General features: G+C 40.7%; 14 protein-coding genes and 2 pseudogenes. 13 read left to right on the plus strand and 3 right to left on the minus strand.

The genetic code is table 11. The features are described from left to right. Positions 1 to 6: 6 nt before the first annotated feature. A complete protein-coding gene (locus tag P4S65_RS07235) occupies positions 7 to 987 on the plus strand; it encodes a glutathione S-transferase family protein (RefSeq protein ID WP_337119849.1) in 981 nt (326 codons plus the stop codon). Here P4S65_RS07235 and P4S65_RS07240 read toward each other — a convergent pair. Genes P4S65_RS07240 through P4S65_RS07250 form a run of 3 tightly spaced genes read right to left on the minus strand, consistent with a single transcriptional unit; the run spans position 984 to position 2028 of the window. Then, the gene (locus tag P4S65_RS07240; RefSeq protein WP_007376988.1) at positions 984 to 1226 is read right to left on the minus strand and encodes a hypothetical protein; all 243 of its coding nucleotides are present in this window, start codon (positions 1224 to 1226) and stop codon (positions 984 to 986) included. The two genes, P4S65_RS07235 and P4S65_RS07240, sit on opposite strands and share 4 nt — an antisense overlap. Before the next feature lies 1 nt (position 1227). Beyond that, on the minus strand, positions 1228 to 1683 hold the full coding sequence (locus P4S65_RS07245) for a hypothetical protein (protein ID WP_096792489.1): 456 nt from the start codon (positions 1681 to 1683) through the stop codon (positions 1228 to 1230). 6 nt (positions 1684 to 1689) lie between these two features. Beyond that, positions 1690 to 2028 (minus strand): hypothetical protein, encoded by a 339-nt coding sequence (locus P4S65_RS07250; RefSeq protein WP_007376986.1) that lies wholly within the window; start codon positions 2026 to 2028, stop codon positions 1690 to 1692. A gap of 491 nt (positions 2029 to 2519) precedes the next feature. Here P4S65_RS07250 and mraZ point away from each other — a divergent pair, with 491 nt between their 5' ends. The 12 genes and pseudogenes from mraZ (at position 2520) to P4S65_RS07310 (ending at position 15963) form a co-directional block, all read left to right on the plus strand. Next, positions 2520 to 2978, plus strand: coding sequence for a division/cell wall cluster transcriptional repressor MraZ (mraZ, locus tag P4S65_RS07255; protein WP_007376985.1), 459 nt, complete (start codon positions 2520 to 2522; stop codon positions 2976 to 2978). A gap of 28 nt (positions 2979 to 3006) precedes the next feature. Then, a complete protein-coding gene (gene rsmH / locus P4S65_RS07260; protein WP_007376984.1) occupies positions 3007 to 3945 on the plus strand; it encodes a 16S rRNA (cytosine(1402)-N(4))-methyltransferase RsmH in 939 nt (312 codons plus the stop codon). Then, the gene (gene ftsL, locus P4S65_RS07265) at positions 3942 to 4271 is read left to right on the plus strand and encodes a cell division protein FtsL (protein ID WP_007376983.1); all 330 of its coding nucleotides are present in this window, start codon (positions 3942 to 3944) and stop codon (positions 4269 to 4271) included. The genes rsmH and ftsL overlap by 4 nt, the downstream gene beginning before the upstream one ends. Further along, positions 4268 to 6084 (plus strand): annotated as a pseudogene (locus tag P4S65_RS07270) (penicillin-binding transpeptidase domain-containing protein). The gene ftsL and the pseudogene P4S65_RS07270 overlap by 4 nt, the downstream one beginning before the upstream one ends. Next, complete coding sequence (gene murE / locus P4S65_RS07275; protein ID WP_337119850.1) at positions 6077 to 7555, plus strand: UDP-N-acetylmuramoyl-L-alanyl-D-glutamate--2,6-diaminopimelate ligase; 1479 nt, start codon at positions 6077 to 6079, stop codon at positions 7553 to 7555. The pseudogene P4S65_RS07270 and the gene murE overlap by 8 nt, the downstream one beginning before the upstream one ends. After that, entirely contained in the window at positions 7552 to 8934 is a 1383-nt protein-coding gene (locus P4S65_RS07280; protein ID WP_096792491.1) for a UDP-N-acetylmuramoyl-tripeptide--D-alanyl-D-alanine ligase, read from the plus strand. The genes murE and P4S65_RS07280 overlap by 4 nt, the downstream gene beginning before the upstream one ends. Next, on the plus strand, positions 8934 to 10016 hold the full coding sequence (gene mraY / locus P4S65_RS07285) for a phospho-N-acetylmuramoyl-pentapeptide-transferase (RefSeq protein ID WP_096792492.1): 1083 nt from the start codon (positions 8934 to 8936) through the stop codon (positions 10014 to 10016). The genes P4S65_RS07280 and mraY overlap by 1 nt, the downstream gene beginning before the upstream one ends. Next, positions 10017 to 11349, plus strand: a pseudogene (gene murD, locus P4S65_RS07290) (UDP-N-acetylmuramoyl-L-alanine--D-glutamate ligase). Beyond that, positions 11346 to 12521, plus strand: a complete 1176-nt coding sequence (gene ftsW / locus P4S65_RS07295; protein ID WP_007376977.1) for a cell division protein FtsW — start codon at positions 11346 to 11348, stop codon at positions 12519 to 12521. The pseudogene murD and the gene ftsW overlap by 4 nt, the downstream one beginning before the upstream one ends. Next, entirely contained in the window at positions 12518 to 13594 is a 1077-nt protein-coding gene (gene murG, locus P4S65_RS07300) for an undecaprenyldiphospho-muramoylpentapeptide beta-N-acetylglucosaminyltransferase (protein WP_337119851.1), read from the plus strand. Before ftsW ends, murG begins: the two co-directional genes overlap by 4 nt. Beyond that, positions 13595 to 15046, plus strand: a complete 1452-nt coding sequence (murC, locus tag P4S65_RS07305; protein WP_337119852.1) for a UDP-N-acetylmuramate--L-alanine ligase — start codon at positions 13595 to 13597, stop codon at positions 15044 to 15046. Beyond that, positions 15043 to 15963: a D-alanine--D-alanine ligase gene (locus P4S65_RS07310; RefSeq protein ID WP_337119853.1), complete on the plus strand. Its 921-nt coding sequence runs from the start codon at positions 15043 to 15045 to the stop codon at positions 15961 to 15963. The genes murC and P4S65_RS07310 overlap by 4 nt, the downstream gene beginning before the upstream one ends. Positions 15964 to 16011 lie beyond the last annotated feature (48 nt).

Genomic DNA, 16011 nt, shown 5'->3' on the forward strand with positions numbered 1-16011 from the left:
AATTTCATGGGATTATTAGTTGATGGTCAATGGCAAGATAAGTGGTACGACACTGATTCAAGTAACGGAAAGTTTGAGCGTGAAGCTGCGCAGTTACGTCATTGGATAACTGCTGATGGTAGCGCTGGAATAACGGGCGACGCAGGTTTTAAAGCCCAATCTAATCGGTATCATTTATATGTATCACTTGCGTGCCCTTGGGCGCATCGAACGCTTATATTTAGAGCGTTAAAAGGGTTGGAAAATTTAATTACTGTGTCGGTTGTTAGCCCTGATATGCTTGATAGTGGTTGGGCTTTTGATACGCAAAAAAACAGTACTGGTGATGCTTTATTTAATAGTAACTACTTACATCAAGTGTATACAAAAAATAACCCAAAGTACTCCGGGCGGGTAACCGTTCCCGTATTGTGGGATAAAAAGCTAAATAAAATTGTCAGCAATGAGTCTGCCGATATTATACGTATGTTTAATAGTGCATTTAATGAATTGACTGGCAATACCGATGACTTTTATCCTGAAGAATTGCAACCAAAAATTGACGAATTAAACGCGTTGATTTATCCAAATATAAATAATGGTGTTTATCGTACGGGTTTCGCAACAACTCAGGATGCGTATGAAGAGGCGTTTAACGATTTATTTAAAGCACTCGATACAGTAGAGGGGATTCTGAGCAAGCAGCGTTATTTAGCCACAAACAGACTCACCGAGGCTGATTGGCGCTTATTCACTACGCTGATTCGGTTTGATAGTGTGTACGTTGGTCACTTTAAATGTAATTTACGCACAATTGAAAGCTACCCTGCACTGAGCGGATATCTTAGAGATCTATATCAAGTTAGAGGAGTGGCCGAAACAGTTGATTTTTATCATATTAAACGTCATTACTATTTTAGCCATACAATGATCAACCCGACACAAGTTGTGCCAAGTGGTCCAAGTATTGATTACTTATCTGATCACGGTAGAGGTATTTATCTTTAAGCGAGTAGCCTAACAAGCCAGCCATATTTTCTAACCAAGCTGGTTTCGCTTTTCCCTGCTTGTACAGCAGCACCGGCTAAAAAAGCACTTGTTAGTCCTACTTTAGTTGCTGCAAAACGTTTTAACCGATATTGAAACGCCGCATGGTGTTGGCGTTTTAATTCACTGCGCATATCCATTTGCTTACTAAGAGCTTGAACGTTTTTGTTTGGGGCCTTAATTAAATTATCTACTAACATACTAATTCCCATGTAAATTTAATAGCTGCTTTAAACTTTTAAGTGTTTTACTAAAGCCAATTTTATTGCTTAGGTAAACTGTGTTTTTCCAAAGCCATACCAAACAAGCAACTTGCAGTGAAGTAGCTGTTACAATACTCAGCCATACCGACCCAAAGAGATCGTATACACCGTATCCAACAGCACCTAGAAATCCTGCCCACAACAAAACCAAACCACTGGCAAAACAGCCTAAAAATATAGTGATCAATGCAAGCGCTCTAAGCGACAACCGCCATTCAGCTTTAGCAAGCTGATGGGTGATCTCTCCTTGGGTCTGGTAATCATCCTTGAGCTGCTTAGAGTACTCTAAAAGCTTTGCAATATGATCTTGCCAATCGTCCTTTTGGCTTGGCTGCTCAGTAGCTTGGTTTTGCGCGTTACCATCCTTGGTTGCGGTTGTTTGTGGGTTATTCATCACTGATTACTTACGACGAAATAATGATGTAATTAACATACCAGCAGCAAAAGCAATGCCCGCAGTTGCTAATGGATTTTCAGAAGCGAAAGCACGTGTTTTTGCAGTGCATTCGCTCAGCTTTTCGCGTGCAATAAGTTGTTTTTCGCTTAGTGCTTCTGCTGAACTAGAAGCGCCTTTACGAACACTGCTTTCAGCTGTTGCTGCTTTGCTAGAAAGTGCATCTACAGCATCGTGCGCCGCTGATGTGGCTTTCTCTGTAAGTGGTGAGTCAGTATTTTTTAGTTTAACGTCAGGCTTAACATCTGAAGTTGTGTTTGGTTTCGTATTTGTTGCAGTAGCCATAATCAATCCTTAATAAGTTAAAAATTTAAATAGTGATTTAGACGATGCAATGATTAAACCAAATTTAATTTTTATTTTAACTTATTGAATTTTAGTTATTTTTTTGTTCCTCCTGGTTTTATCATGGTTGGTAATTAAAAAAAACAGTAACTATTACTACACGGTTAGGTAAATTTTACAAAGAAGGTGAAAATGCTTAAAAAACTGTAAATATTCATTGTTTATTCAGTAAGCAGAACGTGTAGAAATAAGCATATTAAAACTAAGTAAATTTTTTTCGCTGTTATTCCACTTTTTCCCACGTAATTCAATCGCTTTGCTTGAACCCTTATTTTTTCTAGCTTTGAGACTCGTTAAAGCTGGTCAGCTTACTTGACAAAAAGGCTTGTCAAGCCCTAAACTGGAGGACTGTGGTAAAAAGTGGTTTTTAGTGGATCAAACTGGATCAAAGTAATCGCTAGGTGATTAAAATAATTTAAAGCAGGCTGTTTATGTTTCGTGGCGCAAGTTCACTGAGTTTGGATGATAAAGGACGCTTTGCGGTACCAACCAAGTACCGAGAATCTCTGCTATCTGAAGACCAAGGAACTGTTATTTGTACTGTTGCGCTAAATGAGCCGTGCTTATGGTTATATCCGCTTGCTGAGTGGCAAGAAATAGAAAATCGTTTAGCTAAAATTTCAAATATGAATCCACGAGCTCGACGTATGCAGCGTATGTTGCTAGGGAATGCCACAGAATATCAACTTGATAAAAATGGTCGGATTTTGTTAGCGCCTTCATTGCGTGCACATGCAGATCTAGGCAAAAAAATAATGTTGGTTGGTTTGATGAATAAGTTTGAAATTTGGGATGAGGCGCGTTGGAACGAACAAATGCGCCAAGATACTGAGCTTGAGAGGCTTGGTGATTTTGAACCTCACCCTGATTTAGATAATTTCACTCTCTAACAGCACAATAAAAGGCAAATAATAGCTAATGACAGCGCAATTTGAACACGTATCCGTTTTAATGGACGAAACCATAGATGCCCTTGCAATTAAGCCAGACGGCATATACATGGACGGCACTTTTGGACGTGGCGGTCATTCAGGGCAAATATTAGCACGCCTTGGTAATGAAGGTCGTTTGCAAGCGATTGACCAAGATCCGCAGGCAATACAATCAGCTGAAAAGTTTGCTGATGATCCGCGATTTGCAATTGCACATACTCGCTTTTCAAAACTTTACGAAGTAGCAGAGCAAAACGATCTCATTGGTAAAGTCGACGGGATTTTATTAGATATAGGTGTGTCGTCGCCACAGTTAGATGATGCTGGGCGTGGTTTTAGTTTCATGAAAGACGGCCCACTAGATATGCGTATGGATCCAACAAGTGGTCGCAGTGCAGCCCAATGGTTAGCTGAAGCTGAATTGGATGATATTACCCATGTAATTAAAAAGCTGGGTGAAGAGAAATTTGGTAAGCGTATTGCGCATAAAATACTTGAGATTAGAGAGCACACGCCAATTACTACGACTAAGCAGTTAGCTGATTTAGTCGATGAAGCAGTACCTGTAAAAGATAAGTTTAAACACCCTGCTACTCGTACTTTTCAGGCGATCCGTATTTATATTAATAGCGAACTTGAAGAGATTCAAACGGCATTGCAGTCTGCAATTAAGGTCCTTAAACCCGGTGGTCGTTTGGTTGTTATTTCGTTTCATTCATTAGAAGATCGTATTGTAAAACAGTTTATTAGAAAACAGAGTCGGGGAGAAGTATTACCCAGAGGTCTGCCTTTAACTGACGCACAAATAAATAAAAATCTGACGTTAAAGGCAGTGGGTAAAGCGATTAAGCCAAGTGCCGCTGAAGTTGAGCGTAATCCGCGTTCTCGTAGCTCTGTACTTAGGATTGCTCAGAGGCTGGAATGAATATAAAAGCGAATCATCGTCAACCACCTAATTTATTTTTTGAAATTGTTAAAGGCCTAGGAGCTAATAAGCTTACCTCGGCCTTGTTGGTTGTGATATTCGCGTCAAGTTTAACTGTGGTACAAGTAACACATCTTGCTCGAGGGCAACTTATTGAACAAGATTCGTTACTCCAAGAGCGTGATGAACTTGATTTAGAATGGCGTTATTTATTAGTTGAAGAGGAATTTTATTCACAGCATGCACGTATCGAAGAAATTGCGAAATCACAGCTAAAAATGAAACGACCAACGAGTCAAGATGAACAGGTAATAATACTGCAATGAGAAATCGAGGCAAAAAACCAGTAAATAACTTAATTACATGGCGCTTTATGCTGGTGTGTGGCGTTGTGTTTATGGTGTTTGTAACACTGGTATCTCGTGCTGCTTATTTACAAGTAATTGAACCTGACAAAGCCCGTTCTGAAAGTGATAAACGTACCGTACGTGTCGAAAAACTTCATGTCCAGCGTGGGATGATTTTTGATCGTAATGGCAAAGAGCTCGCGGTGAGTGTACCGGTAGTGAGTGTGTATGCAGATCCTAAAGCACTTCACAAATCACTTGTTTCTAAAGTGATTAAGCAAGCGCGTAAAAATGGCGAGGATCAACAATCACTTGCAGACAATGCGGTCGAACTAGATAAACGTACAGTGCAGTATTACAAAAATGATATGCGCTGGCGTGAACTCGCTGACGTTCTGCGTACCGATCCGAAAAAATTAATTCACGCCTTCTTAACGATCCTTCTCGTCGCTTTGTTTACTTAAAACGCCAAGTAACTCCTGCCGTTGCAAATTATATTGGCGACTTACGTTTGCCTGGCATTCATTTATTAGATGAATCTAAGCGTTATTACCCTGCCGGTGAAGTAACTGCACATATTATTGGTTTCACCAATATAGATGGCAAAGGTATTGAAGGTATTGAAAAGCTGTATGAGAATGCATTAACGGGCGAAGAAGGCCGTCGTACTATACGCAAAGATGCACAAGGACGCGAAGTAGAAGTGCTTGATGAGCGCGAACGCGTAGAACCTGAAAGTATTCAATTAAGTATTGATCAACGTATTCAAGGCATCGCTTATAAAGCGATTAAATCTGCTGTACTTACTTATAAAGCGACATCGGGTTCAGCGATGGTTGTTGATATAAAAACAGGCGAAGTATTAGCGATGGTTAATAGCCCTTCGTTTAATCCAAACAACTTAAGCGATGCAGCCCCGCATAAGCGCCGTAACCGCGCAATTACCGATTTGTTTGAACCAGGCTCAACTGTTAAGCCTCTAGCCATTTTAGCTGGGCTAGACTACGGCGCAATTAAAGCAGATGACAAAATTGATACTTACCCTGGTTGGATGCGTTTAGGCGGTAGCTTAGTTCAAGATACTCGCAATCATGGTGAGATGACACTGCGCGAAATTTTAAAATACTCTTCAAATATGGGAGTTACGAAAGTAACGCAGTTAGTACCTAAAGATTATTTAGTGGGATTGTTTCAAAAGGTAGGGTTTGGCTCAGATTCAGGCACCGGTATGGTGGGGGAAAGCAGTGGTTTGTTTTACCCTAATCGCCGTTGGTCGGATCATGAAATTGCTGCGCTTTCATTTGGTTACAATATTGCAGTAAGTACAGCCCAAATGGCACGATTTTATGCCATGTTAGGCGCTGGGGGAGTCAACCGCCCATTAACGATTTTAAAACAAGATAATGTACCAGAAGGCGAACGTATTTTTAAACAAAAAGACGTAGAAGCCGTGGTCCATATGATGGAAAGTATATTTGAAGAGGGCGGCACAGCCAGTCGCGTTAAAGTTGATGGCTATCGGGCAGCAGGTAAAACAGGTACATCTAAAAAAGCAGCTGTTGGTGGTTATGGTGACGAATATGTTGGCTATTTTGCAGGTGTCGCACCTGCAAGTAATCCTCGATTAGCCGTTGTTGTTATGATTAATGAACCCGGCGGGGATGTGTACTACGGAGGGGCCACCGCTGGGCCTGCATTTGCTGAAATAATTTCGAATTCATTAAGAATATTAAATGTAGCACCGGACAAGGAAGATGTTGCCTACGTGGAAGGTAAAAAGAACGATGCGTGATTTAAGAGATACTTTAAAATACATCGAAATTGATGCGCCCTCGCAACTGGTAAAACATTTACGCATTGATAGTCGTGAGGTAACACCAGGTGATGTATTTGTTGCTATTAAAGGCCATTCACTTGATGGCGGACAATTTATTGCTAAAGCAATTGAAAATGGCGCAACAGCGATTATTGCTGACAGATTATGCGAATTTGAAACAAGTTTCGAACCACTATATTTAGTTTCAGAGCTTGATAAAAAGCTTCCAGAATTAGCAAGTCGCTTTTATAACCAACCAAGTCAGGCTTTGGATTTAATTGGTGTGACTGGCACAAATGGTAAATCAACCACCACAGCAATGATTGCTCACTTAGCGCAATTTTGTAGTACTGAGTCAGCGATTATTGGCACGCTAGGTTATGGACATCCTAATAACTTAACTCCACTGATGAATACTACGCCTTCAACGGTTGATTTACAGCATATTTTGAGTGATCTAAATTTACAGCATAAAAAGCTAGTCGCCATGGAAGTGTCATCGCATGGGTTAGTGCAACAGCGTGTTGCTAAATGTGAATTTAAAGCAGCTGTGTTTACTAATCTTTCGCGTGATCACTTAGATTATCATGGTGATATGGCAAGTTACGGTGATGCAAAATTAATGCTTTTTCGTGATTTTGAACCGCAAGTTGTGGTGCTTAATCAAGATGATTTTCAAGCGGAGCAATGGCTTGAAAAGTATGATTTTAATAATCTAATTTGTTATGGCCGCAAAAACTTAGCTCCTAAGAATACTCGATACGTCTATTTTTCTGATGTTGAATATTCAAGTGTAGGTATTTCGGCGCAGTTATCGACGAGTTGGGGTGATATATCAATTAAATCACCTCTGTTTGGCGAATTTAATTTATATAACTTAACGGCAGCGCTCGCTACATTGCTAGGGCTTGGTTATCCGCTTGAGCAATTAATTACAGGTTGTGCGCAGTTACAGCCAGTCGCTGGGCGAATGCAAGCATTTAGTCAAGCAGGCATGCCAACGTGTGTTGTTGATTATGCACATACGCCCGATGCACTTGCACTTGCATTGCAAGCATTGCAACAGCATGTACCAGGTGGTGTGAGTTGTGTATTTGGTTGCGGTGGTGACAGAGATAAAGGTAAGCGAGTATTAATGGCGCAAGCAGCTGAGCAAAATGCTAATAAAGTTATTATTACCAGCGATAACCCGCGATCTGAAAATCTTGATGACATTATTGCTGATGTGGCTGGCGGTTTAGTGAACCCTCAAGACGCACATTTAGAGGCTGATAGAGCAACTGCAATTCGTTTTGCTATAGAAAATGCTACAGCTGATGATGTTATTTTGATTGCAGGTAAAGGCCACGAAGATTATCAAATTATAGGCGATAAGCGCATCGACTTTTGCGATCGCCGTTATGTACAAGAACAACTAAAAAAAGCAGTAAGAGGGATAACACAATGATCCCAATGGATTTTGATTGGTTAGCCAATGTACTAACAACCGATTATCAAGGTGATAATCAACAAGTGCTTAATATAAATACTGATACTCGTACAGTGTGCGATGGCGAAGTGTTTTTAGCACTTAAAGGGCCCAATTTTGATGGCCATAAATTTATAGCAGAAGCTAAACAAAAAGGCGCTATTGGCGTTATTGTTCAGCACAAAGTAGATGTAGATATTCCACAATTTATAGTAAGCGATACACGTATTGCACTAGGTGCAATTGGCACTGCTGTTATGGCGCAAGTGGCGCCTAAAACAATTGCAATTACAGGGAGTGTAGGTAAAACCACCGTAAAAGAAATGTGTGCAGCAATTTTGTCGGTTCACGGTGATGTATTAGCTACTAAAGGTAATTTTAATAACGATATTGGCGTCCCACTTACGTTATTGCGCTTAGAGCCTCAACATCGTTTTGCAGTAATTGAACTAGGTGCAAATCACTTAGGTGAAATTGCCTACACAACTGCAATGACCAAACCAGATGTGGCCGTTGTATGTAATGTTGCAGCCGCTCACTTAGAAGGTTTTGGTAGCTTAATGGGGGTTGCAAAAGCTAAAGGTGAGATTTTTGATGGCCTAAAAGATGACGGCGTTGCCATTGTTAATTGCGATAGTGAATTTAGCCAGTATTGGTTAGATAAACTTGAAGGGCGTAATGTTAAACGTTTTTCTACAACCGAAAAACTCGACATTTGGGCAGAGAATATCACGCTTGATGCCAATGCGCGTGCAAGCTTTACGCTTTGTACTAAAGACAAGCAAGTCCCTGTTACTTTGGCGCTACCTGGCAAGCACAATATTAGTAACGCACTTATTGCGGCTGCACTTACTAGTGAATTTGATGTAACTCTTGAAGAAATAGCCAATGCACTTGCCACTATGGGTGATGTAAAAGGGCGCGTTAATCTAATTGAAGTGTCTGATTTACTCACCGTGGTTGATGATACCTATAATGCCAATGTTAAGTCGGTAAAGGCTGCGATTGACTTGTTAAGTGATATGCAAGGTCACCGCATTTTAGCGCTGGGAGACATGGGGGAGCTAGGTGAAGATGCACGTAAATATCACCAAGAAGTTGGTGAGTATGCACTTGAGCAAGGGATTGATGAGTTATTTACATTAGGTGTATTAAGTAAATGCGCAAGTGATGTGTTTGAACTCCCTAATCGCCACTTCTCGAGCCGTGAACAAATGCAGCAAAAAATTCAAGAAAGTATTAATAAAGTGAATACAAAAACAACAATAGTAGTGAAAGGATCGCGCAGTTCTCGCATGGAATTATTAGTAACCGATTTAGTTAATGGCCAGCAACAAGCCATCAATGGAGTATCATAATGTTAGTTTGGCTGGCAGAGTATTTAACCCAGTATTTTAGTGGTTTTCATGTTTTTTCGTATTTAACGCTACGTGCCATTTTAGGTATTTTAACTGCGCTAATTATGTCTCTTTATTTAGGACCTAAGTTAATTCGTGGTTTGCAACGTATGCAAATAGGTCAAACGGTTCGAGACGATGGTCCGCAATCGCATCTATCTAAGTCGGGTACGCCGACTATGGGTGGCTTACTTATTTTAGCGGCTATTTTTACCAGTACGCTACTATGGGCTGAATTATCGAATAAGTATGTATGGGCAACGCTGTTTGTAATTGGCTCATTAGGTATTGTTGGCTTTGTTGATGACTACCGTAAAGTTATCCGTAAAGATCCAAAAGGTTTAATTGCTAAATGGAAATATTTTTGGCAGTCAGTAATTGCGTTAGTTGTAGCTACTGCTTTGTACTTTACCAGTGCACAAGCATCTGAGACATCTCTTGTTGTTCCATTTTTTAAAGACGTATTACCGCAACTTGGCTTGTTTTATATTGTGCTTACGTATTTTGCAATAGTAGGGACATCAAATGCAGTAAACCTGACTGATGGGCTTGATGGCTTAGCCATCGTACCCACTATTTTAGTCGCCGCAGCATTGGCAATTATTGCTTACTTAACAGGTAATATTAACTTTTCGGCTTACTTACATATTCCGCATTTACCGCTAGCAAGTGAGCTTGTGGTTGTGTGTACTGCCATTGTCGGTGCAGGGCTTGGCTTTTTGTGGTTTAACACTTACCCAGCACAAGTATTTATGGGTGATGTAGGCTCATTAGCACTTGGTGGTGCATTAGGTATTATTGCTGTTTTAGTACGCCAAGAGTTACTGCTTATTATTATGGGCGGCGTATTTGTTATGGAAGCACTCTCGGTCATATTACAAGTGGGATCGTATAAATTACGTGGGCAACGCATTTTTAGAATGGCGCCAATTCATCATCATTACGAATTAAAAGGTTGGCCGGAGCCACGTGTTATCGTACGCTTTTGGATTATTTCTATTGTGCTAGTCCTCGCTGGTCTAGCGACATTAAAGATTCGATAAATGCAGTATTTAAACGAGATAAAAAATAAACAAATAACAGTGCTCGGACTCGGTGTTACCGGTCTGGGCATTGTGCGTTTTTTATTATCTCATAGCCTTATGCCAAAAGTTGTTGATAGCCGTACAAGCCCTCCAGGGATTGATTGGCTTAAAGAGCATGCACCAAATCTAGATACACACTTTGGTAATTTGGATGACGCAGAGCTTCGTACAAGCGATATAATTATTATAAGTCCAGGGCTCAGCTTAAAAATACCAGCTGTTGCAGATGCAATTAACGCAGGTGTTGAAGTGATTGGCGACGTTGAGTTATTTGCACGTATTAATACAAAACCGGTTGTTGCAGTAACTGGCTCGAACGGTAAATCAACCGTGGTTACGCTCGCTTATGAAGTATTAAAAGAAGCCGGCTATAAAGTTGCTTTGGGTGGGAATATTGGCACCGCGGTGCTGGATTTACTCAATGATGATTTTGATGTGTATGTACTTGAGCTATCTAGTTTTCAGCTAGACACCACAAAGAGCTTAAAGCCAATAAGTGCAACGGTATTAAATGTGTCAGAAGATCACCTTGACCGCTACGACAGTTACCAAGCTTATATAGACTCAAAGCTAAGTATTTATGACGGTGCAGAGCTTATTGTAGTTAATACTGACGATAGTCAAACGCATCCAGTTGAGCGCGGTACAACCCCTAATCAGCTTTGGTGCTCAACAAGGTGATTACCATTTAGCGCAATACAATAACGAAACTCACTTTATGGTTAAAGGCGATGCCTTTTTACCTGTTGATACGCTTGCGGTAGTGGGTAAGCACAATTATTTAAATACGCTTGCAGTAATGGCGCTTTTAAGTCCGTTTGAAGTAAGTAAAGCGCAATATAAGAACGCGTTAGGTCAATTTAATGGATTGGCTCATCGCTGCCAATTTGTAGCTGAATTTAATGGTGTAAAATATTTTAACGATTCAAAGGCGACTAATGTTGGGGCAACTATTGCAGCAATAGATAGCTTAGCTAGTGATGGTGAAAACCTGATTGTTATTGCAGGTGGTGATGCTAAAGGCGCTGATTTAAATGCCCTTAAACCTTATATTCAACGGCATGTTAAAGCATTAATTTGTTTCGGCAAAGATGCAAGTGACTTAGCTGCGATTACCAATAAGAGCTATTTAACTAATAATATGGAAGAAGCCGTTGCTTTGGCCAATGTACTCAGTCGTGCTGGTAATATTGTTTTATTGGCCCCTGCATGCGCCAGTATTGATATGTATAACAACTATATGCAACGCGGTGATGACTTTGTTGAGTGCGTTATAGCGGAGAAAGTATGATTGCCTTTGCCGATATAAAAGACGCATTAACACCTAAGCCTTCGGCGCAGTTATACGATGTACCGCTATTGTACTGCGTAATAATGCTAATAGGTGTTGGTTTTATCATGGTAACCAGCGCATCAATGCCGACCGCTGAACGATTATTTGATAACTCGTATCATATTACTATTCGTCACAGTATGTTTTTAGCTATGGCTTTTGTTCTTTTTTGGATAACGGTTTGTGTACCAATGGATTGGTGGAAAAGATCAAACCCTTATTTATTAATACTAGGCATGGTGCTGTTAATAGCCGTATTAATTATTGGTCGTGAAGTTAATGGAGCTAGGCGATGGATCCCTATTGGCCCGGTTGGTTTTCAGGTGGCTGAGGCTGCAAAGCTGTATTTTTTTAGTTATATTGCGGGCTATTTAGTAAGAAAACGCGAAGAGGTACAAGAAAATATTAAAGGCTTTGCAAAGCCTATTGCTGTATTTGCGGTATATGCTCTGCTTATTTTGCTGCAACCCGATTTGGGCACCGTAGTTGTTATGTTTGTAACTACGGTTGGTCTGCTATTTTTAGCCGGTGCTAAGTTATGGCAGTTTTTTGTACTTATTTTAACGGGGGTTGGCCTCGTTGTTTTACTTATAATTGTTGAGCCATATCGTATGGCACGTGTTGTTGGCTTTTTAGATCCCTGGGATGATCCTTTTGGTAAAGGTTATCAGTTAGTGCAATCGCTAATGGCATATAGCCAAGGTGGTTGGTTTGGCCAAGGCCTTGGCAACAGTGTACAAAAGCTACAATATTTACCTGAAGCGCATAACGATTTTATTTTTGCTGTTATAGGTGAAGAACTTGGTTTAATCGGCGTTGTAAGTATTTTAATGGTATTAGCTACCTTGGTATTTAGAGCGCTATTAATTGGTCAGCAAGCATTAAAGTGTGGCAAAGAATATGAAGGCTATTTTTCGTTTGCTATTGGTATTTGGTTTGCGTTTCAAACCATGGTTAATGTAGGTGCGAGTGCGGGTATTTTACCGACAAAAGGGTTAACACTGCCGTTTATTTCTTACGGTGGATCAAGCTTAATGATTATGACGATAGCCACGGGCATTTTATTACGCGTAGATTTTGAGACTAAGATGGCAACAAAACAAGCCACTTCACGCGGAGGTAAGCGATGAGTAAAAAATTAGTCGTTGTAGCTGGTGGAACTGGCGGGCATATTTTCCCTGGTATCGCTGTAGCTGACTATTTAAAACAACAAGGCTGGCAAGTTAGCTGGATAGGAACACCTGATAGAATGGAAGCTGACGTTGTTCCAAAGCATAACATAGACATTGATTTTATTGATGTTAAGGGTGTGCGTGGTAACGGTATAAAACGTCTTGTTAAAGCGCCATTTATGGTGCTTAACGCCATATTGCAAGCACGTAAAGTTTTAAAAAAACAGCGTCCAGATGTCGTACTTGCTATGGGCGGGTATGTAACTGGACCAACAGGTATTGCTGCCAAAAGTTTAGGTATTCCGCTGGTTATTCATGAGCAAAATGCGGTAGCGGGCATGAGTAACAAATTGCTAGCTAAGTGTGCTAATCGTGTATTAGTGGCATTTCCAAGTGCATTTGCGCATGGCCAAGCTGAACTTGTTGGCAATCCGGTACGTCAAAGTGTTATTGATATACCAAAGCGTGATGTATCAAGCCCAATAAATATGTTGGTAGTGGGTGGTTCACTTGGGGCACAAGTACTTAACCAAACATTACCTGAAGCATTTAAAGTATTGAGTAATACCACCGCAATTAGTGTGTGGCATCAAACAGGTAAAGGCCATTTACACAGCGTTAAAGAGGCTTATAAAGCACACGGTTTTGATAGTAATAACTTAAACGTTGCTGAATTTATTGATGATATGGATACGGCTTATGCTTGGGCTGATATTGTCATTTGCCGCGCGGGTGCGTTAACGGTTAGTGAAATTGCTGCGGCTGGAAAAATGGCTATATTTGTTCCGTTTCCTCATGCAGTGGACGACCATCAAACAGCGAATGCACAGTATTTAGTAAAGGCAAATGGGGCTTTGTTAATGCCTCAAGCACAGTTTAATCAACATTCAATTGTTGAGCTTTTAAATCCTTATTTAGCTAAGCCTATATTAATTAAACAAATGGCAGCAAATGCTCAAAAGCAAGCCATTTTAGATGCCACAGTAAGCGTTGCAGCACACTGTGAGCAAGTAACAAATAAGAGAGTGTAAGTGAAAGAAGCATCAGTACAAGAAAAACACACACGACCTGCTATGCGTCGAATTGATACTATCCATTTTATTGGTATTGGTGGAGCCGGTATGGGCGGTATTGCTGAAGTACTCGCTTTTGAAGGCTACCGTATTACAGGTTCTGACATTGCTCATAGCGCTATGACAGATCGCTTAATTAAAGCCGGTGCTGAGGTATTTATTGGTCATCACGAAAATAACGTAAAAGATGCTAACGTAGTCGTTGTTTCAAGTGCTATTGATGAAACAAACCCTGAGATTATTGCAGCAAAAGCAGCAAGAGTTCCGGTTGTGCGCCGCGCAGAAATGCTCGCAGAGCTAATGCGTTTTCGCCATGGTATAGCGATTGCGGGTACGCATGGTAAAACAACGACAACGAGCCTAATTGCGAGTATTTATGGACAGGCGGGGCTTGATCCAACTTTTATTATTGGTGGCTTGTTAAATAGCGCAGGTAGTAACGCAAAAGTAGGAAAAAGTGATTTTTTAATAGCAGAAGCGGATGAAAGCGACGCGTCGTTTTTACACTTGCAGCCAATGGTTTCGGTGATCACAAATATTGAAGAAGATCACATGGATACTTACGGCGGCAGTCTTGAAAAAATGAAAGACACGTATGTAGATTTCATTCATAACTTGCCGTTTTATGGTTTAGCTGTTGTATGTATTGATTCTGAAGTTGCTGCTGAACTTATCCCGCGCTTTGGTCGCCCAGTTATCACGTATGGCGAATCGAAGGATGCTGATTACCGCATGAGCGACTTTAGCCAATCAGCTAATACGTGCACATTTACAGTAACTAACAAACAAGGTGAATGTTTAACTGCCACGTTGAATATGCCAGGTAGACACAACGCACTTAATGCAACCGCTGCGATTGCTGTGGCAAAAGATCAAAGCATTGCTAACCATGCAATTTTAGAAGCGCTGCAGAAGTTTGAAGGCATTGGTCGTCGTTTTCAACACTATGGTGAATTTGAAAACGAGCGTGGTAATGTGATGTTAGTTGATGATTATGGGCATCACCCTTCAGAAGTTGCAGCAACAATTGCTGCAGTGCGTGAAGGTTGGCCTGATAAGCGCTTAGTAATGGTATATCAACCACATAGGTTTTCTCGTACACGCGACTTGTACGAAGATTTTGTAAAAGTACTTGCTGATGTAGATCAGTTACTATTACTTGATGTGTATAGCGCAGGTGAAGATCCTATTGTCGGTGCTGATAGTAAAAGCCTCTGTAGAAGTTTACGCCAACGTGGCAAAGAGCCACTTCATGTTGCTTCAAGTTCAGAGCTTGCAGGTGTCCTCGGTGAATGCCTAAAAAATAACGATTTAGTATTAACCCAAGGCGCAGGTAATATAGGCCAATTAGTAAAAACCTTAGCTGCAACGGGTATGTCGATAGAAAAACTTAAGCAAGGTGAAGTATGACCCAGGTAAACACACAATTTGGTAAAGTAGCGGTGCTGTTAGGTGGCAATTCAGCAGAGCGTGAAGTGTCATTAAAATCTGGTCAAGCTGTTTTAAATGCACTGCAAAGTAGTGGCATTGATGCAATTGCATTTGACCCACAAAGTCGTTCTTTGTGGGAATTAAAAGAATTAAATGTAGAGCGCGTTTTTATTGCGTTACATGGTCGTGGTGGTGAAGATGGCACCGTACAAGGTGCGCTTGAATTTATGAACCTGCCTTACACAGATAGTAATGTATTGGGCTCAGCCCTCGCTATGGATAAAATTCGCTGTAAACACTTGTTTAAATCGGCGGGTCTAAGTACGGCCCCTTATGCTGTTGTCGATGCTAAAAAAGGCTTTGATGCAGTTGCCATTATGGATGAATTTAAAAAGGTAATGGTTAAGCCATCGCACGAAGGCTCAAGCATAGGTATGGCACAAGCAAGCAATGCGCAAGAGTTAGAAGAAGCACTCGCTAATGCATTTAAGTTTGATAGCCAAGTACTTGTCGAACAGTGGATTACAGGACGAGAGTTCACGGTTACTGTATTGGGTGATGAAGTACAGCCTGTAATTGAGATGACCACGCCTAATGGTTTTTACGATTACCAAGCTAAGTATCAATTAAGCACGACGCAATATCATTGCCCTGCAAATTTATCAAAGCACGATACAGAGCACTTACAAGAAATTTCACTTGATGCATTTGACCTTGTAGGTGCAAGTGGCTGGGGACGTGTGGATGCAATGCAAGATGAGCAAGGACACTTTTACCTACTAGAGGTAAATACAGTGCCTGGCATGACTGAAAAATCACTAGTACCAATGGCTGCAAAAGCGAATGGGGCAAGTTTTGAGCAATTAGTTGTTCGCATTTTGGAGCAAACACTTTAATATGCACCCCTTTTAGAAAAAGCTCAGAAAATCAAACAGCAACTAAAT

Source organism: Pseudoalteromonas sp. B131b (assembly GCF_037162545.1).
GTDB classification, from domain to species: domain Bacteria; phylum Pseudomonadota; class Gammaproteobacteria; order Enterobacterales; family Alteromonadaceae; genus Pseudoalteromonas; species Pseudoalteromonas fuliginea.